This is a genomic window from Ornithinibacillus caprae, assembly GCF_009728145.1.
GTDB lineage: Bacteria > Bacillota > Bacilli > Bacillales > Amphibacillaceae > Ornithinibacillus > Ornithinibacillus caprae.
In genome coordinates this window covers 355,756-374,264 of the sequence record NZ_WOCA01000001.1, presented here as the reverse complement: position 1 = coordinate 374,264, position 18,509 = coordinate 355,756, and the positions used below count along the sequence as shown (strand labels likewise).

General features: G+C 34.5%; 20 protein-coding genes, 2 pseudogenes and 2 riboswitches. Of the genes and pseudogenes, 13 read left to right on the top strand and 9 right to left on the bottom strand.

Translation table 11 applies throughout. The features are described 5' to 3' along the window. Positions 1-222 precede the first annotated feature (222 nt). From GMD78_RS01910 to GMD78_RS01900, 3 genes and pseudogenes are all read right to left on the bottom strand, one after another. A pseudogene (locus GMD78_RS01910) lies at positions 223-1,992 on the bottom strand (vitamin B12-dependent ribonucleotide reductase); the annotation flags it as partial. A gap of 237 nt (positions 1,993-2,229) precedes the next feature. Continuing rightward, positions 2,230-2,454, bottom strand: a complete 225-nt coding sequence (locus GMD78_RS01905) for a PDDEXK family nuclease (protein WP_155666582.1) — start codon at positions 2,452-2,454, stop codon at positions 2,230-2,232. A gap of 284 nt (positions 2,455-2,738) precedes the next feature. Further along, a pseudogene (locus GMD78_RS01900) lies at positions 2,739-3,536 on the bottom strand (ribonucleotide reductase N-terminal alpha domain-containing protein); the annotation flags it as partial. A 451-nt stretch (positions 3,537-3,987) separates the two neighbouring features. On the opposite strand from GMD78_RS01900, the gene GMD78_RS01895 reads away from it, so the two are divergent. Then, the gene (locus GMD78_RS01895) at positions 3,988-4,359 is read left to right on the top strand and encodes a rhodanese-like domain-containing protein (RefSeq protein WP_155666578.1); all 372 of its coding nucleotides are present in this window, start codon (positions 3,988-3,990) and stop codon (positions 4,357-4,359) included. Positions 4,360-4,474: 115 nt separating this feature from the next. On the opposite strand, the gene gcvPB is transcribed toward GMD78_RS01895, so the two are convergent. Genes gcvPB through gcvT form a run of 3 tightly spaced genes read right to left on the bottom strand, consistent with a single transcriptional unit; the run spans position 4,475 to position 8,403 of the window. After that, positions 4,475-5,932, bottom strand: coding sequence for an aminomethyl-transferring glycine dehydrogenase subunit GcvPB (gene gcvPB / locus GMD78_RS01890; RefSeq protein WP_155666576.1), 1,458 nt, complete (start codon positions 5,930-5,932; stop codon positions 4,475-4,477). Beyond that, on the bottom strand, positions 5,925-7,274 hold the full coding sequence (gcvPA, locus tag GMD78_RS01885; protein WP_155666573.1) for an aminomethyl-transferring glycine dehydrogenase subunit GcvPA: 1,350 nt from the start codon (positions 7,272-7,274) through the stop codon (positions 5,925-5,927). The genes gcvPB and gcvPA overlap by 8 nt, the downstream gene beginning before the upstream one ends. Positions 7,275-7,290: 16 nt before the next feature. Further along, entirely contained in the window at positions 7,291-8,403 is a 1,113-nt protein-coding gene (gene gcvT / locus GMD78_RS01880; protein WP_155666571.1) for a glycine cleavage system aminomethyltransferase GcvT, read from the bottom strand. Positions 8,404-8,526: 123 nt separating this feature from the next. Then, positions 8,527-8,634, bottom strand: a riboswitch (glycine riboswitch). Between the two features lie 3 nt (positions 8,635-8,637). Beyond that, positions 8,638-8,749, bottom strand: a riboswitch (glycine riboswitch). Between the two features lie 230 nt (positions 8,750-8,979). On the opposite strand from gcvT, the gene GMD78_RS01875 reads away from it, so the two are divergent. Further along, positions 8,980-10,638, top strand: a complete 1,659-nt coding sequence (locus tag GMD78_RS01875; RefSeq protein ID WP_155666569.1) for a DEAD/DEAH box helicase — start codon at positions 8,980-8,982, stop codon at positions 10,636-10,638. Then, on the top strand, positions 10,625-11,425 hold the full coding sequence (locus GMD78_RS01870; RefSeq protein ID WP_155666567.1) for a YqhG family protein: 801 nt from the start codon (positions 10,625-10,627) through the stop codon (positions 11,423-11,425). Before GMD78_RS01875 ends, GMD78_RS01870 begins: the two co-directional genes overlap by 14 nt. Positions 11,426-11,448: 23 nt before the next feature. Here the strand turns inward: GMD78_RS01870 and GMD78_RS01865 are convergent, their stop codons facing one another. Together GMD78_RS01865 and GMD78_RS01860 are read right to left on the bottom strand one after the other, a co-directional pair. Further along, entirely contained in the window at positions 11,449-11,628 is a 180-nt protein-coding gene (locus tag GMD78_RS01865; RefSeq protein ID WP_155666565.1) for a YqzE family protein, read from the bottom strand. Positions 11,629-11,633: 5 nt separating this feature from the next. After that, entirely contained in the window at positions 11,634-12,173 is a 540-nt protein-coding gene (locus tag GMD78_RS01860; protein ID WP_196493690.1) for a shikimate kinase, read from the bottom strand. A gap of 104 nt (positions 12,174-12,277) precedes the next feature. On the opposite strand from GMD78_RS01860, the gene comGA reads away from it, so the two are divergent. The 9 genes from comGA to GMD78_RS01815 all read left to right on the top strand — a co-directional run bounded on the left by comGA (position 12,278) and on the right by GMD78_RS01815 (position 17,288). Beyond that, a complete protein-coding gene (gene comGA / locus GMD78_RS01855) occupies positions 12,278-13,288 on the top strand; it encodes a competence type IV pilus ATPase ComGA (RefSeq protein ID WP_155666561.1) in 1,011 nt (336 codons plus the stop codon). After that, a complete protein-coding gene (gene comGB / locus GMD78_RS01850; RefSeq protein ID WP_196493689.1) occupies positions 13,251-14,306 on the top strand; it encodes a competence type IV pilus assembly protein ComGB in 1,056 nt (351 codons plus the stop codon). Before comGA ends, comGB begins: the two co-directional genes overlap by 38 nt. 17 nt (positions 14,307-14,323) lie before the next feature. Continuing rightward, the gene (comGC, locus tag GMD78_RS01845; protein ID WP_155666557.1) at positions 14,324-14,629 is read left to right on the top strand and encodes a competence type IV pilus major pilin ComGC; all 306 of its coding nucleotides are present in this window, start codon (positions 14,324-14,326) and stop codon (positions 14,627-14,629) included. Continuing rightward, a complete protein-coding gene (comGD, locus tag GMD78_RS01840) occupies positions 14,598-15,065 on the top strand; it encodes a competence type IV pilus minor pilin ComGD (RefSeq protein WP_196493688.1) in 468 nt (155 codons plus the stop codon). The genes comGC and comGD overlap by 32 nt, the downstream gene beginning before the upstream one ends. Beyond that, positions 15,052-15,393 (top strand): prepilin-type N-terminal cleavage/methylation domain-containing protein, encoded by a 342-nt coding sequence (locus GMD78_RS01835; RefSeq protein WP_155666553.1) that lies wholly within the window; start codon positions 15,052-15,054, stop codon positions 15,391-15,393. The genes comGD and GMD78_RS01835 overlap by 14 nt, the downstream gene beginning before the upstream one ends. Beyond that, positions 15,341-15,793, top strand: a complete 453-nt coding sequence (locus tag GMD78_RS01830; protein WP_155666551.1) for a competence type IV pilus minor pilin ComGF — start codon at positions 15,341-15,343, stop codon at positions 15,791-15,793. Before GMD78_RS01835 ends, GMD78_RS01830 begins: the two co-directional genes overlap by 53 nt. Then, positions 15,786-16,148, top strand: a complete 363-nt coding sequence (locus tag GMD78_RS01825) for a hypothetical protein (RefSeq protein WP_155666549.1) — start codon at positions 15,786-15,788, stop codon at positions 16,146-16,148. Before GMD78_RS01830 ends, GMD78_RS01825 begins: the two co-directional genes overlap by 8 nt. Before the next feature lie 128 nt (positions 16,149-16,276). Beyond that, on the top strand, positions 16,277-16,972 hold the full coding sequence (locus tag GMD78_RS01820; protein ID WP_155666547.1) for a helix-turn-helix transcriptional regulator: 696 nt from the start codon (positions 16,277-16,279) through the stop codon (positions 16,970-16,972). A 76-nt stretch (positions 16,973-17,048) separates the two neighbouring features. Beyond that, the gene (locus tag GMD78_RS01815) at positions 17,049-17,288 is read left to right on the top strand and encodes a DUF2626 domain-containing protein (RefSeq protein ID WP_155666545.1); all 240 of its coding nucleotides are present in this window, start codon (positions 17,049-17,051) and stop codon (positions 17,286-17,288) included. 180 nt (positions 17,289-17,468) lie between these two features. Here GMD78_RS01815 and GMD78_RS01810 read toward each other — a convergent pair whose 3' ends face one another. Beyond that, complete coding sequence (locus GMD78_RS01810) at positions 17,469-18,092, bottom strand: MBL fold metallo-hydrolase (RefSeq protein WP_155666543.1); 624 nt, start codon at positions 18,090-18,092, stop codon at positions 17,469-17,471. Between the two features lie 170 nt (positions 18,093-18,262). Between GMD78_RS01810 and GMD78_RS01805 the strand changes: the two genes are divergently transcribed. Then, a complete protein-coding gene (locus GMD78_RS01805) occupies positions 18,263-18,445 on the top strand; it encodes a DUF2759 family protein (RefSeq protein WP_155666541.1) in 183 nt (60 codons plus the stop codon). Positions 18,446-18,509 lie beyond the last annotated feature (64 nt).

Sequence of the window (18,509 nt, the reverse complement as noted above, 5' to 3'; positions counted from 1 at the left end):
CTTATAAAATGAATCTTCAATAGCTCCTTCCCCCTCATTATTGTTAGGTTCCGTGTTGGTGTGACCTAAGAGTCGCTACTCGAATCGGAAATACAGGATAAACTTGGTGTGAAAATCCTTAACGAATACCTAAGTTGGACCTATCTTGGTTAAAACAGTTAACGTTTTACCAAAAAAAGAAGAACTGATCGATTTTTATCAGTTCTTCTTAAGATTATTAGATTACAATCCACATTTCAGCTGTGCGCCACAGCTTGTGCATGTATTACATCCACCAATATCTTCAACGCTACCTTCTCTACAAACTGGACATGTATCTCCGACTTCTGAGCCGATCGTAACGTTTGTTTTGTCTAGTTCCTGAATTGTATCCATTAATACTACTTTTGGTTTCTCGGTTTCTTCATCAAATAATTCTGTTTGTTCTCCAAATGTATTTTCCTCTGCCTTTAGAGTTAATACTTGAGAGTCACGGCTTCCATCGACGTAAACCGTACCGCCTTTTGCTCCACCGTTATATAGCCTTTGGTATACTTGCTCAACTTGATTTACGGTATAACCTTTTGGTGCGTTAACTGTTTTGGATATAGAGCTATCTACCCAGCGTTGGATAACACATTGTGTATCAGCATGTGCTTCTGGATCTAGCTCCATCGCAGTCACGAACCAATTTGGAAGATTCTCTGGATCAGCATTTGGATTTCTATCGAGATATTCTTGAACAATATCCGCTTTTACTTCAATAAATTTACCTAGTCTTCCACTTCTGAAATAGGAGAAAGAGAAGTATGGTTCTAATCCTGTGGATACGCCAACCATTGTACCAGTGCTTCCAGTAGGTGCAACAGTTAGTAAATGGGAATTACGGATACCATATTTTAAAATATCATCTCGAATATCTTCTGGCATTTTCTTCATATAGCCAGTATTAATAAATGCTTCACGCAAGCTGTTTGTTTCTTCATCTGAATCCCCAACTAAAAATGGAAAGCTTCCTTTTTCTTTCGCTAGTTCAATAGATTCACGATATGCTGTTGTAGCAATCATCTCAAATATTTTATCAACTAACTGATTACCTTCTTCAGATCCATATTCTGTTTCACAATAAATCAATAAATCGTGAAGACCCATAACACCTAGTCCAATTCTTCTTTCACCTAGTGCTTGTTTTTTATTTTCTTCTAAGAAGTATGGTGTAGCATCAATAACATTGTCCTGCATTCTAACACCGATTCGTACAGTTTCTTTTAATTTTTCATAGTTAACGGTTTTTGACTCTTTATCAGCCATTTCTGCTAAGTTAACAGCGGCTAAGTTGCAGACACTGTATGGTGCGAGAGGTTGCTCGCCACACGGATTCGTAGCAACAACTTGATCACCATATGCTTTTGCATTCGTCATGTCATTTGCATTATCAATGAAAAAGATTCCTGGTTCTGCAGAATACGTTGCACAAACATTAATTAAATTCCAAAGCTCTTTTGCTTTTATTTTCCGATGTACACGTACACCATAGCCCATTTCTTCCCACTTACGAACATCACCAACATTGTGCCATTCTTCGTTATATGCCTTCATCTCTTCCGTTGTATAATTTTCTACATCAGGAAAACGTAGTTCATACATCCCATCGTTTTCAACAGCATCCATAAATTCTTTTGTGATACAAACAGAAATATTTGCACCTGTTAAGAATTCAGAATTTTGAACAGAGTACGTTCCGCCTGTTCTTAATTTTTCCTCTGCTTCTCGAATTGCAGCACTTGTAAAACCACCTTGACCAGGAATATTTTTGTAGTTAAGAATTCCTTGGTAAAGGTCTGTCTCAGTTTCTGTAAGGGGTGTGAATTTTAGTTTTTCTTGAGCTAAACGCTTAATTTGCTCATCCTCTGTGTTTTCAATTAGATAACGTAATATTCTAGGATTTTGCATTTTAGAAATAATGAATTCTATAATATCAGGATGAGAGTCCACTAACATTATCATTTGTGCCAAATGTTTCGCTGAATCGTTAATTCAGCTCTCTAAGTCACCTTAGAGTTCAGACCATATCTTACATCCTGTTTGGATGTCCTCGCGCTTCGGAATCACTTGATTCCTACTCTACTCACTTCCGCTTCATTAGCGTGCTTTCGATGGTCGTTGAACCTTCTCCATTTGAAAGGAGCTTGGCTGCTGATCGTCTTTATCCACTTGCTGTTTTTAAGCATTCACGCCTACCGTTTCCAGTTACGTTGTAGCCAGCAAGTCATGTATGATGCCTTTTATAAAATCAAAGTTATTTATGATATTATCTTCCCAAAATCGGACGATTCGAAATCCATTCCTTAGAGCAATCACATTTTTTTCAAAGTCAGTTTGTTTTCGTTTGACTTGCCAATCTGCTAGTTCTTTATAAAATTTAGGATTAGCATGCCAATAATCACCATCACACTCTATAATTCGTAAGAGCATTTTAAATCTTCTAGACGGTGAAAAATATTTTTTTAAGTATCTATCAAGTGATATGTCATGTTCCTTTAATAAATGTGATGTAAAACGACCTTGTTTATTAAGAGATATATTAAAATCACAAATTCTACAACTTTGACTTTCTTTAGCATCCTATAGTTTCATATGTTAATCATCCTAGAAATTATTTAATAGCGTGCACAATCTAGATGTATATAACATGTGTAAAACTAAAAAAGATTTTCCAGCAGTTCACGAGGTTTTTTTATAGACGAGGCACACTATGCTTCTTTACCACGTCTTGACCCACCCTGTTCCACTAAATGCGTTAGCTTTGCAATGTCATCTAACCATGATACAGATCCAGAAGACTTTCCATTAACACCTTTTGCTAACGTATTTCGAGGACGTAACGTTGATCCATTCGTACCAACACCGCCACCTCTACTCATAATTTCCATGACCTGTTTACGATGGTCGGAAATTCCTTCACGAGAATCCTTAATATAAGGCATTACATAACAATTGAAGTATGTAACATCTGTTTCAGCCCCTGCACCGTATAACACCCTACCAGCAGGAATGAAATTTAAGCTTGCTAATTCTTTGTTAAATTTTTCAACCCATTCTTGTTTCTTTTCTTCGGTTGTTTCAACACTTGCTAGCCCTGTTGCATTACGTTTAGCAATTTGCTCATAGAACACTTCTAAAGGCTTATCAATGACATCTAATCCTCGTTTCACCTCACCAGTAGTTGCCTCTTCACCATCCAAAACAGTTAGAAATTCTGGGTCAACCTTAATGATTGCTTCTTTGTTAATCCAATCAATAGATTTTACAAATCCATACCCACGTGCTGGAAATTTCGGATCTGCTTTTACAGTTAAAACGACGAAGTCACCTTCTTTTAACGTCTTTTTCTCTGTGTCTTTAAAAGCATAACGATCCAACATTACTAATCTCGATACACCTTTATGTGTTAATTTCATATCACCAGTAATTGGATGTACTTGTGGAAAAAGCTTGATATCCTCATTTAACATTTCCACATTAATACTATTCATTTTTTCAACAACCGCCGACATTACCTCACTCCTTACTAAATCTACTAACAATTGTTTTTAAATTATCATCTAAATATACCATATCATCTCAAACCAAATTACACAATATATTGTATCGTAAATTTTAAAAAACACTATATATTGTGTGCGGAACGAAATGATTCAATTTTGTCAACGATAGAAAATATATAAAATTAGAAGATAATCAAAGAGAAATAGAGTAAGAAGTGAATAATTACTATAAAAAAGAGAGTTTTGCTAGTTGATTTTTATTAAATCTTAGACATTATCTGAGTGTATTCGACAAACACTTCTATTTAGGGGATTTTTCATAGACCATCTTTCTTAAATAGAGCAAAAATTATTTTTCTCATAATGAGATAATAAAGTCTAACTAAAAAAACTTTGAAAAAATAAGAGAATCACCATATAATAGAACATGTACTAATGTGAAAGACGGGGGATAAAAATCATGGAATTTTTAATTATTGCACTCGTAATCCTTTTAGGTGTCGGCATATTTCGCTTTTTCAGGCAGCGTATGTATTTAAAAACATTAACGGAAGAACAATTTCGTGAAGGATATCGAAAAGCACAATTAATTGATGTTAGAGAACCACAAGAATTTGAAAGAGGCCATATCTTGGGTGCAAGAAATATTCCTGTAACCCAATTACGCCAGCGTTTAGTAGAATTACGAAAAGATAAGCCAGTTTACCTATACTGTCAAAGTGGGTCCCGTTCCGCACGAGCTGCACAGTTACTTCATAAAAAAGGTTATGAAGATATTAGTCAACTAAAAGGCGGATTCAAAAAATGGACTGGAAAAATTAAGACTAAATAATCAATCTAACTTATCTATAAAAACAACCTAAGGAGAAATAAAATTCACCTTAGGTTGTTTTTTTATTTTATATTCTACAATTCACGTAATATCGTACTGGATTATCACGTTCCACCTATTTATAATATCTTAAAACAGGTTTTCTCGCTGCAGTTGTTTCATCCATACGTTTAACTATCGTATTATGAGGAGCCTCTTGAACTAATTCTGGTTCCGATTTTGCTTCCTCAGAAATAGATAACATTGTATCGATAAAACCATCTAATGTTTCTTTTGACTCTGTTTCAGTTGGTTCAACCATTAACGCCTCTTCGACATTCAGTGGGAAATAAATAGTTGGTGGATGATAGCCATAATCTAACAGTCGTTTTGCGATATCTAGCGTACGAACCCCTAACTTTTTCTGTCTTCTACCTGATAACACAAATTCATGCTTACAATGTTGCGGATATGGCAAATCAAATTCTTGTTCTAATTTACGCATCATATAATTCGCATTTAACACAGCATACTCACTAACTCTCTTCAAACCTTCAGCACCCATTGTACGGATATAGGTATATGCTCGAAGGTTAATTCCAAAGTTACCATAATAAGGTTTTACTCTACCAATCGATTGTGGACGGTCATACTCAAATACATATTGATCCTCTTTTTTCGCTAAAATTGGTTTTGGTAAAAATGGCTCTAACTCCTTCGAAACCCCAACAGGACCAGAACCAGGTCCACCACCACCATGTGGGCCAGTGAATGTTTTATGAAGATTCAAGTGAACAACATCAAATCCCATATCACCTGGACGTGCATACCCCATAATAGCGTTTAAATTTGCACCATCATAGTATAGCTTTCCACCAGCTTGATGTACGATCTCTGCCATTTCCAAAATTTCTGTTTCAAAGAGTCCTAACGTATTAGGATTCGTTAACATTAACGCAGCTGTGTCATCGCCTACAACTTGTTTTAAATCATCCAAATCAACTAAGCCTTTTTCATTTGATTTCACCGTAACTGCTTCGAATCCAGCTACCGTAGCTGAAGCAGGATTTGTTCCATGTGCAGAATCTGGCACAATTACTTTTGTTCGGTTAAGATCACCATTTGCCTCATGAAAAGCACGGATCATCATAAGTCCTGTCCACTCACCATGCGCACCTGCTGCTGGCTGAAGGGAAACTTGATGCATACCCGTTATCTCACTCAATGAAGTTTGTAAATCATACATCATTTCCAATGCACCTTGGACTGTACTCGGATCCTGGTATGGATGTATATGACTAAATCCATCTAAACGAGCTACATCTTCATTAATCTTTGGATTATATTTCATCGTGCAAGAACCTAAAGGATAAAAACCAGAATCCACACCAAAGTTTCTGTTGGATAAACCAGTATAATGTCGCATAACCTCTAATTCACTTACCTCTGGTAGGTCTGGAGCAGTCTTTCGAATGTACGAATCCTCAAACTCTTCATCCAGATTTACTTCGGGTACATCTAGTTCTGGTAAGCTATAACTTGTTCTACCTTCTTTACTACGTTCAAATATTAAAGGAAAGTCTTTATTAGCCATGGATATCCCCCAATTCTTTTACAAAAGTATCGATTTCTTCTTTTGTACGAATTTCCGTTACAGCGACCAGCATATGATTTTCTAATTCTGGATAAACAAGCCCTAAATCATATCCTCCAATAATTCCTTTATCTAATAAACTATCATTTACTTCCTTCACAGGCATTGATAGTTTTACAATAAACTCATTAAAGATCGGTCCCTCTGATAATACTGTGAAACCAGCTTCTTCAAATTTCCTTTTGGCATAACGTGCTTTTTGCATATTTAATTCCGCCATTTTCTTCAAGCCATGCTTTCCAATGGAACTCATCGCTACCGAGCTAGCAAGTGCATTTAAAGCTTGATTTGAACAGATATTTGAAGTTGCTTTATCTCTGCGAATATGCTGTTCTCTAGCTTGTAATGTGAGCACAAACCCTCTTACTCCATTTTCATCCGTAGTTTGTCCAACTAACCTACCAGGTACTTTACGCATCAATTTAGTAGTCGTTGCAAAATACCCACAGTGCGGCCCTCCAAACTGTGCAGGGATTCCAAAGACTTGTGTGTCACCAACAACGATATCTGCACCAAACTCTCCTGGAGGAGTTAAATAACCTAAAGCCAGGGGATTACTAGATACGATTAACATCGTTTTCTTCTGTGTATCAATTATTTCTTTAACCTTTTCTAATGACTCGATTTGTCCAAAGAAATTTGGATATTGGATAACAACACTCGCAGTATTTTCATCCATCTCATTGGCTAACTGTTCTAGATCTGTAACCCCATTTTTATGATCGATTTCAACAATCTCCAAGTTCGGACCTTTACCATAAGATTCGATTACTGCTCTAGACTCAGGATGTACTGTCTTAGAAACTAAGATTTTCTTCCTTTTTGTTTGAGCAGCACTTAAATTTACTGCTTCTGCCAGAGCTGTCCCACCATCATACATAGAAGAGTTAGCTACAGGCATTCCGGTTAATTCTGATATCATCGTTTGGAATTCAAAGATAGCTTGGAGCTCCCCCTGTGAAATTTCCGGTTGATATGGAGTATAAGCGGTATAGAATTCAGATCTTGAGATGACATGATCAACTACAGACGGTATAAAATGATCATATACTCCAGCACCAAGAAATGAACTATTTTGTTTTAGGTTAGCATTTCTATTTGCCATCTCTGTTAGCTCTTTCTTAAGCTGATATTCATTCGCAGGCTTTTTCAGGTTTAATTCTCCATTAAAACGAACTTTCTTTGGGATATCCGAAAAAAGCTCATCCGTAGTTTGGACACCTATTGACTGTAACATGTCATTTTTATCTTCATTTGTCATTGGTAAATAACGAAATTCCATGTGTATACCCTCCCTTTTAGTTGTGTTTTAAAAATGATTTAGGAATCACTTTTGCTCTTAATGTACGTTTACGAACTTGTACAGAAAGTTCTGTACCTATTTCTGTAACATTTGCATTTACTAATACAAGTCCGATGTTTTTATTTAAAGTTGGAGATTGTGTTCCAGAAGTAACAAATCCAACCACTTGACCGTCATGGGTTACTTCATAACCGTGACGCGGTATACCTTTATCAATCATTTCAATTCCAACAATTTTTCTTGCTGGTCCATTTTCAAGTTGTTCCTTCAATCTTTCTTTACCTATAAAATCTACTGCCTTATCCATTTTTACGGCAAATTTCAGACCCGCTTCAATAGGTGTTATATCCTTTGATAGCTCCTGTCCATATAATGGCAGACTAGCCTCAAAACGTAATGTGTCTCTAGCACCTAGCCCAATCGGTTCAAGTCCTTTATCTTTTCCAACTTCCAATAATAGATCCCATAAATCACACCCACTAGCTGGATCTATATATATTTCAAATCCATCTTCACCTGTATAACCCGTGCGAGATACCAATGCACCGGATGGAATATTTGTAAAATGCACATTCTCTTCAAAACGGAAAAACTTAATCTGACTTAAATCAGTTTCTGTAATTGTTTGTAAAATTTCTTCTGCTAGTGGGCCTTGAAGAGCTAGTTGAACATAGTCTGATGAAACATTTATAATTGTAAGTTCTTGTTCACTATACGTGTTTTGTTCGACTAACCACTCGTAATCCTTGTCTGTATTCGCAGCATTAACAACTAATAAATAGTGGTCTTCTTCTAACATGTAAATCAAAAAGTCATCAACCGTTCCACCATTTTCGTAACACATAAGTGAATACTGTGCTTTCTTCGGTGTTAATTTTGATACATCATTTGTAACAACTTTCTGTAAGAATGCTAGACTTTCAGGTCCTTTTACGACTATTTCTCCCATATGGGATACGTCAAAGAGACCTGCTTTTGTTCTTGTTACCTCGTGTTCATGTTTAATACTTGAAAACTGAACTGGCAAATCCCATCCACCGAAATCAATTGTCTTTGCACCATATTTCTCATAAACAGGATACAAAGGGGTTCTCTTCAATTCACTCATATCACCACTCCTTTTTTGAAGATTAGCAAACATGGTTTTGCAAAGCCTTTCAACAATAGTGGTTGCTTTACAACACCATTTTTAAGCATAAAAAAATAGAGATTTTACTGTAATCAGAAAAATCTCTGTCCTTAAACCAGAAAGTTGCGTATCTACCGAATACCATCACTATAGAGGGATAGATACTTGCTTCGTGGGTGGTTTACATGAAGATGTAAACACTCTCCAGAGTTGCGTCCTACAAGAGTCTTTTTGCCTGAGAGATTCACGTGTTAACGCTTGCTCCTTCGGCGTTATTTATAGCTTTTAATACGTAGCTATAAATAATCTCTCCCCTTGTATTCATTCGCCTTTTATGAAAAATGATTATTTTGGTTATACTAACCTATGTATTGAATGTAAAACTCTATTTTTTAATCGCGTTCATTATACCATATAAACGCTTACCTGTGTCTTTTTTCTGAACATTATTTTCTATCTTTTTACTTGCATAAGTGAACAAAACAACTAGTGGGAATGAAATATTTCTACTGTTACCATTACACCTTATTAATTTTATTATAAAGGAAGTGTAGGATGAACAACATAACGATCAATTACGACTCAACATTTATTTCAAACCTACAAAATTCCCTTGAAAAAGATGGACCATTTTCATCTTGGGAACTTTTTAATATGGCTTATCAAGCAGAACAAACAACTATGACAAAAGAATTCTATGGCTTACGAGCATTAGAATTTCTTCCAAATATTGAGTTTTTACCTCACCAAATTGACACGGCAAAGCAGGCTATTGAGCTAATGAATGGTAGAGCGATTTTAGCTGACGAAGTTGGTCTTGGTAAAACAATTGAAGCTGGATTAATTTTAAAAGAATATATGATCCGTGGGTTAGTCAAGAAAGCATTAATTCTCGTACCGGCTTCATTAGTTAATCAATGGGTAAAGGAATTGAATGAAAAATTTTATATTCCAGCTGTTGCACATCGAAAGAACTACAATTGGGATCAATATGAAATTGTTGTTTCATCAATTGATACGGCAAAGCGAGATCCACATCGTGAAGCTATATTGGATATTGACTATGATTTTCTGTTAATCGATGAAGCACATAAACTAAAAAACCATAAAACAAAAAACTATGAATTCGTTCGTTCTTTAAAGAAAAAATACTGCCTACTATTAACAGCTACTCCAGTTCAAAATAAACTTATTGAAATCTTTAACTTAGTATCTATTCTAAAGCCTGGGCATTTAGGAAACTATGATTCATTCGTTCAACAATATGGAAAGGATCGTAAGAAAATAAATCAGGATATTTACTTAAAGCAACTCATACAAAAAGTAATGGTTCGTAATACAAGACACGGGACTTCGTTAAATAATGCTAAAAGACATATTGAAACCGTATGGGTTGATTTTTCTGAAGAAGAGCAAGAAGTATACCGACAATTAGATACGACCGTTCAACCTTTTTCAACCTTTTCAAAAATAACGTTTCTTCGAGAGATTTGTTCTTCAAGGGAAGCGTGTTATCTGTCTTTACAAAAACTAGCAAACAATGATAACCAAGACTATTTGAAACCAATTATAGAAAAGATTGAACAGCTACCACACCATGCAAAAGCGGAAAAAGTAGTAGAATTGATTAAACAGATTGGAGATGAAAAGGTAATAATATTTACGGAGTACCGTGCATCGCAGCTTTATTTACAATGGTATTTGCAACAACATGGCATTACTTCAGTTCCATTTAGAGGTGGATTTAAACGTAGGAAAAAGGATTGGATGAGACAACTGTTTAAAGATCGCGCTCAAGTCTTAATAGCTACAGAGGCTGGTGGCGAAGGTATTAATCTACAATTTTGTAACTATATGATTAATTATGATCTACCTTGGAACCCAATGAGGTTAGAACAACGTATTGGCCGAATTCATCGCTATGGACAGGAAAAAGATGTTCATATTTATAATTTTGCCATAAAGGGTACGGTTGAAGAGCATATTATGAAACTTCTTTATGAAAAAATAAATTTATTTGAGCAAGTAATTGGTCATTTGGATGATATTCTTGCAGAACTAGAAATTAAAGACCTTGAGACAGAGATTCAATCTATTTTTAATGACTCATCTTCCACTGGTGAAGCTAAAATAAAACTAGATAACTTAACTTCCATTATTAGTAACACTCACAATACTGAGCATGAGGAGCAACAACAATATGGCAATATCTAACTTAAATTCATTTTTAGAAGATTATTTTACTGCACATCATTGTAAAATCCTAAACAACGAGAATGGATTGTTACAAATACAATTAACAGAAGAAATGGACAAAGCTTTAATGAATCGTCCATTTTATTGGCATTACATTAAAAAAATGGGGCATCCAGGTGATCCCATGCAACTAACATTACGTACGAATCCAACTCACCCTGATCCAAAAGGGGAAAAAATTCACTTTGGCAGCCCTCGTCTACAGCAAATATTAAACCATTTAAAAAATAATGAACGTTTTACCAAACTTTTTCAACGTGTTCAAGCGACTACAAATACTGCCTTACATCCATGGCTGGTTACAAATATAAAAATAAGTTATATCGGGAAGCAGAAAAAGGATGAACTATTCTCCCTTGGATTAAACTTAGTAAACGGGGTAATGAAATCAGAGATGATGGAGCAATTAAACCAAATCGATTTGCAAGCAGCAATATCTGATTATTGCTATACCATCTCACCATTAATTAAAGTAGAGAGTGGATTCAACCGTATTAAAACTGTTTTAGATGACTATCTTCAAAACCAAGAACACCATTGGGCAACAGAATCATTAAAGGAACTAAAAAAAGAAATCGAATTACTAAAGCATTTTTATCATGACCAGACCGAACAAGAAGAAGTAAGAATTCAAAAGGAAATTGAAGAAATCACCGACAGATACCATCCCAAAATTGAAGTCTCTGTCATTAATGGTGGAATTTTTTACTTGAAACCTGAATTCCATCATATAGAAAAAAAATAGCAGGTCCATATTTGGGCCTGCTATCACTCTTTCTTAAAAGAAATTCTAATCGCTAAAGGTATAGCACCAAACCATCGATTCACTGGTTTATTTTGCTGCTTTTTAGCTTTATACGTTTCTCTTCTTTTTCTTTTTTCCTCTAAAGGTAAATCAATATAGGAAACGAATTTTTCCGTCATTGTTCTAATATAATCATTTGACATAGTAATCATCCTTTTAGAATTTCTTTCCTATATTTTTCACGATTTGGTTTGTAGTTATACGTATATTCATGAATGATTTCATGTGCAATTGCTTCGATGTCTTTTTGGGTAGTATCTATTACAAGATCTGCGTATTGTTCATACATAATAACTCGTTTAATATATAACTTTCTTCGATCGGCTAAACTCTTATCCCATAATGGTCTAAAGGAGTCTTTCTCCAATCGAGTAGTGATTTCATCAAAATTCGATTGTAAATAAATGATTACCCCATTTTTTTGCATCCATTTTACATTTTCATCCTTCTCTACAATGCCTCCTCCAGTCGATACGATCTCGGCTGTCACTGTATGTAAAATATCGGTCTCATATTTGCGAAAAGCATTTTCTCCTTCCTCTTTAAAAATCGCTGGTATTTTTTTTTGATACGTTTCCTCTATTAATGAATCCGTATCTATGTACGAAGTATTTAAAATTAGACTAAGCTTCTTTCCTACCGTTGATTTACCGCTTCCCATAAAGCCGATCAAAAAAAGTTTATCCATAATTTCACACCTTTTAAAAAAATTAATTAAAAAAGAAGGAATTTGCCAATTTATGTCGAATGGTTTTTTAAGTAAGTAAAATTCAATAAGGAGGTGCACTTCCATTGAACCCCACTGCAGTATTTGCAGAAAAGCTTCTATTATCCGCAATCTCCCATCAAGCATCAGACATTCATTTCTATCCATTCCCTAACAAAACAAATATCTATTTCCGTATTCATGGTAAACGAACAATTTACAAAACGATGCTAACATCACAATATGAACTACTGCTTACCTACTATAAGTTTACAGCAGGAATGGATATAGGTGAAGTTAGAAAACCTCAGGATGGTGCTATTTCGCATCAGGTTGACACCGAAAAATTCGCTCTTCGCCTATCAACCCTCCCCGTCAACCAATTGGAAAGCTTAGCAATACGAATCTTACCCCAAGAAGAAACTATTCCAATAAACCAACTTTTTCTATTCCCAAATCAACTATCTATATTAAAAAAATGGATAACTAACCCCTCAGGTCTCATTTTGCTCACTGGACCAACCGGGAGTGGAAAGACTACTACGTTATACGCTCTACTACAATCGCTTTTAGAAGAAAGCTCCTACCAGACCATAACACTCGAGGATCCTATTGAAAAGAAGCTGAATGATATTTTACAGGTGCAAATAAATGAAAAGGCAGGAATTACGTATCAATCAGGTTTAAAAGCAGCATTAAGACACGATCCAGATATTATCATGGTCGGAGAGATACGTGATCAGCATACAGCAAAATTTGCATTTGATGCCTCACTAACCGGTCACCTTGTACTAAGTACATTGCATGCTAAGAATACGATTGGTACTATTCATCGCCTGTTTGAATTGGGACTAAGCAATTCAGATTTAGCACAATCATTAATTGGAATAGCATCCATACAGCTGCTACCTATAAATATCAATCAGTCGGTACAAAGACGTGCAGCCATTTTAGAACTATTAGACGGTCCGTTGTTAGAAAATACATTAAAAGGATTACGTACCAGTCTAGAAGATCATCGACACTCGTTTAATTATTTACGAAAGAAGGCTTATGCTTATGGGTTTATCTCAGAAGATACGTATTACTCCTTTTAAGAAAAAAACGCTAAAAAGTGACCTTCAACTCCGATTTTTACACAGACTTGAACGATCATTATCAAGTGGTTATCCACTACTAGATGCATTGGAAACCATTAAATGGGATCAATCACTTGTAAAAGAAGCAGAACAAATGATCCTTATGCTAAAAAATGGAGAATCTATAGACAAAGCTTTTAGCCGCTTAGGATTTCATCATTCCATCACCTCTTTTTTATTATTTACTAGATCAAGCGGAAACTTATCAGAAAGCTTAGTAAAGTGCAAAGATATGTACCAAAAACGCATCACTTATACCAAAAAATTTGAACAAATAATTCGCTATCCCATCATCCTACTTATTATCTTTTCCCTCTTATTATTCTTCTTAAATCGTACTATTCTACCTTCATTTGAAAATATGTTCCACACCAATCCAGAGACAAATACAAGTATCCATTTATCCATGGAGATTATTGCTTTTATGAATCACTTCACCTTAGTTATTTTTGCACTAGTAGTTGGAACTGTTATCTTTTGGCTTCACAAAAAGAAAAGTATTCCTATAGAAAAACGCATTATCATTTATCAATCCATCCCTATATATAAAAGCTATTTAAGGATGCAAACCTCTTTTTTATTCGCAACTCATTTAAGCTCTCTATTAAAAACTGGAATGTCTTTAAAAGATATTTTTAATGCTTTAGAAAATCAGGAAAACTTACCTATTATCTCCCATTACGCTAAACATGTGAACAAAAACTTAGGTACAGGAGTTCATTTAACAAATGTAATAAAACAAATTCCACTATTAGATAAACAACTAACAATCATTTTTCAAAAAAACACCAATACGTTTAATTTAGAGAAGGATCTTAGCATTTATGCTGAATTATTACTGGAAGAAATTCACCAAAAGATACTTAAAATATTTACTTATATTCAGCCTATATTTTTTATCATATTAGCCACGTTTATTATTTTTATCTATCTATCATTAATGTGGCCAATGTTTCAATTAATGAATACCATATAAAAGGAGACGATTACATTATGTTAAAAAATAATAAAGGTTTTACTTTAATAGAAATGCTAATTGTATTAATGATTATTTCCGTATTAATCATCCTGTTTATCCCAAACTTAGGCGATAAATCAAAGTCAGTATCTGATAAAGGATGTGACGCTTTAGTTACTGTTGTACAAGCACAGGTTGATACCTACCTTCTCGATAATGGACATACTCCGGTGAATTTAGATGAATTAATAGATGAAGGATATCTTCTAGCCGATCAAACTACTTGCCCAAATGATGAGGATATCATTTATGAAAACGGTAAAGCATCTGTCCCAAATTAATGGTATTAAAGGCACCCCCTTTGGATTTACCCTAATAGAAGTATTGATGGTGCTTTCTATCTATTCTATACTGCTATTACTATGTACACCCATAGTACTTTCTGTTATTTCCAATCAACAAGAAAAACAATTTTTTGAAACCCTTCAATTCGATGTATTATATTTACAAAATATGTCTATTGGTTCCGATGACTACAATCGTATGGTATTAGATACTGAATACTATTCTATAATACTTGGAAATACACAAGAAGTCCGTACAACTCGGAAACTCCCTCCAGGCTGGTCGCTTGAAAAACGCACTTTAGATTTTATTTCATTTAATGCTAATGGTTCTATTCGAAAAGCTGGAACGATAGCAATCCATACAAAGACTGACACATATAAAATAATTTTCCCAATTGGAAAAGGACGAGGTTATATTGAGAAAGAATGATGGATTTAGTGTTACAGAGGTGCTTGTAGCAACAGCTATTGTCCTTTTGATTGTTGGTACAGTTGTTCCCATTAATTCCTTATTAGATAAAGAGCGATTAACGATCCGAGAACGCCGAATGATTACCTTAACTTTACATGATGAAATGCAGCCTCATTTGTGGAGTGATGATTATGAACTTCCTTATACAAAAGAAGAGGTATTAGGTAACAAGCAACTACTATTTCATTTTTCATTAGAGGAAGATCTCATTAAAGGATGTGTTGACTGGAAAAATGCCAAAAATAAACAAGAAACCATTTGTTTATATGGTTATCAGGAACAATGAAAAAGGGTTTACGATGTATTCTATGCTGTTTATACTTTTATTAATTTCCATAATCACCCCATTATTAGCCTATCTAGTTAAGACCATTGATTACGAATCTGACTACGAAGAAGTTTCCATACAACAATTTTTTCACATTATACAAAACGAGATGATCAAGGCTGTAAATGTCGAGGAAGTGACTACAGAATCGATCACTCTATTAATGCCTACTGGCGAAATTGCATCAATAAAAAAATATAACGATCTTATACGGAGACAGGTTAACAATCAAGGGCATGAAGTATATGTGAGAAATATAAAACAAATAAACTTTAAACAGCTTCATTATGGAATAGAAATAAAACTAACTACTATGCATGGTGATCAATATAAAAAGGAGCTTATTATTTATGAATAGTCAAAGAGGTTTCATCTTACCATCGGTTATGTTTATTTCTGTTTTTGTATTTATTATCGTATTAGCAAATACGTACACGTTTCAAAGTAGTGTACAGATAACTGACAAAGTGATCGAGAATATTAAAATTGAGACCCTATTTCAGATGGGGTTAGCGAGGTTTAAAAACGATTATGCAAATTTAGGTTATACTACAGAAGAACAAACGATTGAATATGAATTTCCAAATGGAAATACCCAAATAACATATTTATATATGAACGAAAATCAAATCCTCCTTAACCTCAACATAACAACAGAGAATCAATCTAAATATACACTCACAAAACAATTACATCTCAATTCAACTGAATAAATACCATCTTCTTTCAAATAATAATACCAAATTCAGTTGTGTACATTTTTCAACAAATTCTCTTAAATGATCACTTTATAACAGATATTTACTATAATTAAAGTAATAATTATAGTGAGGTGGTCATAATGGAGAACACATTAAAGGTTACAAACGTCTTAAGTGATCCAACAAGGTTTAATATTTATGAGTATATTATTAAACACCGAAAAGATGTTACTGTTATTGAAATCGCTGATGAATTTGATATCCACCCAAATGTAGCAAGATTGCATTTAACAAAGCTTGAAGATATTAATTTGCTTGTTTCTTTTTCACAGAAGACTGGGAAAGGTGGAAGACCAAGTAGGCTATATCGTCTCTCGGATGAAGTTGTGGAATTAAATTTTCCACATCGCGATTACAAAATGCTTTCTTCTATAGCTTTAGAAGCTTTTATCGAGTTAGGAGAGCCTGGTAAAAAAGCTCTCTTTAAGACAGGGAAAAAATATGGTTCCCAAGTTATGGAGCGATATCAAACTAGCTCGACTATACCACTATCAACTGAACAAAAAATTCAAATTCTAGAGGATGCTGGGATCATCTTAGGCATGTATCCTAATTTTACGTATCAACCAGGTAATAATACGATTACTTTTCAAGTAAATAATTGTCCTTTCAAAGAAGTAGCCTCCAAGGATCAATCAGTTGTGTGCCATATGCATCAAGCATTTCTAAAAGGAATGTTTGAAGCATTATTTACAAATGTAGAACTTGTTGAAACTGAAAATATATTTTCAGGTTGTGACCATTGCAGCTATCATGCAAAACTTGCAAATCTTTAATGTGATTCATTTACATTATTTGAATCCTCGTTTATAATAACAATGATGATGAAGACACCATAAAGGAGGGGAAAGCATGGATCGAATGTTTCGAGTGCTTGCCTTTTGGACGGGTATATTTACAGTTATGTTTTATGTAGGAGATATGCAGAAAACAGCACTACTCTTCCTAGTTCAAACGGCTTTTTTCCTAACAGTAAGTTACTTAAAACTATCTGAACGTATGTATATGTACTTGTTTGGAGCTTATTGTACTGTATTTATGATTGGATTTACTTGGTATTCAGAGTTTATTTTAATACCTGGCTTCCACTAAAAAGCAAAACAAAAACCCTGCTTACATAACTTAATCGCAGGGTTTTTGTTTTTTAAGTTATCCCTGTTGACATGATGTTAAATTACATTTATAGTTATAATTGTAGCTTAACTTTTATCCCTAACCAACAAAGAGCAGAGCACATCCCCCCTAAACCCCTTCTTTTAAGAAGGGGTTTAATTATGCCTTAATAAATGGATTATGTCGTTTTTCTGCTCCTATGCTTGTTTGTGGACCATGTCCTGGGTATACCTCAAAATGGTCTGGTAACGAATACAGCTGTTGCTTTATACTGTCCTCTAGTTGTTTGAAATCTCCGCCTGGTAAATCTGTTCTTCCAATGCCACTATGAAACAATGCATCACCGCTAACTACCAAGGAATCCTCCTCGAACACAATGCTAACACTACCTGGAGAGTGTCCTGGTGTATGTAATATTTCACATGAAAATTTAGCTATACTTAATGTACCAGGCTCAAAGAATTTATCTGGACCATTTGTCGATATTTCTTCACCAATAAAACTCCTTGAACCATTTAATGTGGGGTCTGTTAACCATTCCTTCTCTAATTCATGTAAATAAACGTCTAGTTGGTAATAATTCCGTAACTCCTCAACTGCACCTATATGATCAAAATGAGCATGAGTTAAGAGGATTGCTTTTGGTCTTAGTTGTTCACGATTCAAAAATGAAACGACTTGACTAGCATCACCACCTGGATCAACTATCAAGGCTTCTTGTTCTTTGTATAAAATAAAACAATTTGTTCCTAATGGTCCTAAGGGCATACTTTTGATTTTCATATTTTCTCCTCCGTCTTTGCAATGAAATGTTCACAAATTTGACTTATAATAACTCGACAAAATAAACAAATTATACTAAAATAAAGTATAAGTGTTGGTTAAATACATAATAATACAAATACAATTCCGATTTCAATCATTTCTAGGAAGTACATAAGGAGGATGTTATCATGTCACAACATATCGTTTTAGCAATTATGTTATTAATTGTGGCACTAGTTTCTGTAGTTTCAGTTGTTCGTCAACTAAAATTTAAAAACTTTTTTGCTTTAGGATTTTCAGCTATTTCTGCTTTGTCCTTTGGATTCTTTTCGATAGCAACGATTATTCAAGTAGTTAAAGATGCAATGTAATTTTAAAAGTGAACTGCCTTTTTGGCAGTTCGCTTTTATTTTCTAATAATACTGACGTAGCTTT

Coding starts and splice junctions, on each gene's coding strand:
- GMD78_RS01905 (WP_155666582.1), bottom strand. CDS start 2,454: ATGCTCTTACGAATTATAGAGTGTGATGGTGATTATTGGCATGCTAAT.
- GMD78_RS01895 (WP_155666578.1), top strand. CDS start 3,988: ATGGAATTTTTAATTATTGCACTCGTAATCCTTTTAGGTGTCGGCATA.
- gcvPB (WP_155666576.1), bottom strand. CDS start 5,932: ATGGCTAATAAAGACTTTCCTTTAATATTTGAACGTAGTAAAGAAGGT.
- gcvPA (WP_155666573.1), bottom strand. CDS start 7,274: ATGGAATTTCGTTATTTACCAATGACAAATGAAGATAAAAATGACATG.
- gcvT (WP_155666571.1), bottom strand. CDS start 8,403: ATGAGTGAATTGAAGAGAACCCCTTTGTATCCTGTTTATGAGAAATAT.
- GMD78_RS01875 (WP_155666569.1), top strand. CDS start 8,980: ATGAACAACATAACGATCAATTACGACTCAACATTTATTTCAAACCTA.
- GMD78_RS01870 (WP_155666567.1), top strand. CDS start 10,625: ATGGCAATATCTAACTTAAATTCATTTTTAGAAGATTATTTTACTGCA.
- GMD78_RS01865 (WP_155666565.1), bottom strand. CDS start 11,628: ATGTCAAATGATTATATTAGAACAATGACGGAAAAATTCGTTTCCTAT.
- GMD78_RS01860 (WP_196493690.1), bottom strand. CDS start 12,173: ATGGATAAACTTTTTTTGATCGGCTTTATGGGAAGCGGTAAATCAACG.
- comGB (WP_196493689.1), top strand. CDS start 13,251: ATGGGTTTATCTCAGAAGATACGTATTACTCCTTTTAAGAAAAAAACG.
- comGC (WP_155666557.1), top strand. CDS start 14,324: ATGTTAAAAAATAATAAAGGTTTTACTTTAATAGAAATGCTAATTGTA.
- comGD (WP_196493688.1), top strand. CDS start 14,598: ATGAAAACGGTAAAGCATCTGTCCCAAATTAATGGTATTAAAGGCACC.
- GMD78_RS01830 (WP_155666551.1), top strand. CDS start 15,341: ATGCCAAAAATAAACAAGAAACCATTTGTTTATATGGTTATCAGGAAC.
- GMD78_RS01825 (WP_155666549.1), top strand. CDS start 15,786: ATGAATAGTCAAAGAGGTTTCATCTTACCATCGGTTATGTTTATTTCT.
- GMD78_RS01820 (WP_155666547.1), top strand. CDS start 16,277: ATGGAGAACACATTAAAGGTTACAAACGTCTTAAGTGATCCAACAAGG.
- GMD78_RS01815 (WP_155666545.1), top strand. CDS start 17,049: ATGGATCGAATGTTTCGAGTGCTTGCCTTTTGGACGGGTATATTTACA.
- GMD78_RS01810 (WP_155666543.1), bottom strand. CDS start 18,092: ATGAAAATCAAAAGTATGCCCTTAGGACCATTAGGAACAAATTGTTTT.
- GMD78_RS01805 (WP_155666541.1), top strand. CDS start 18,263: ATGTCACAACATATCGTTTTAGCAATTATGTTATTAATTGTGGCACTA.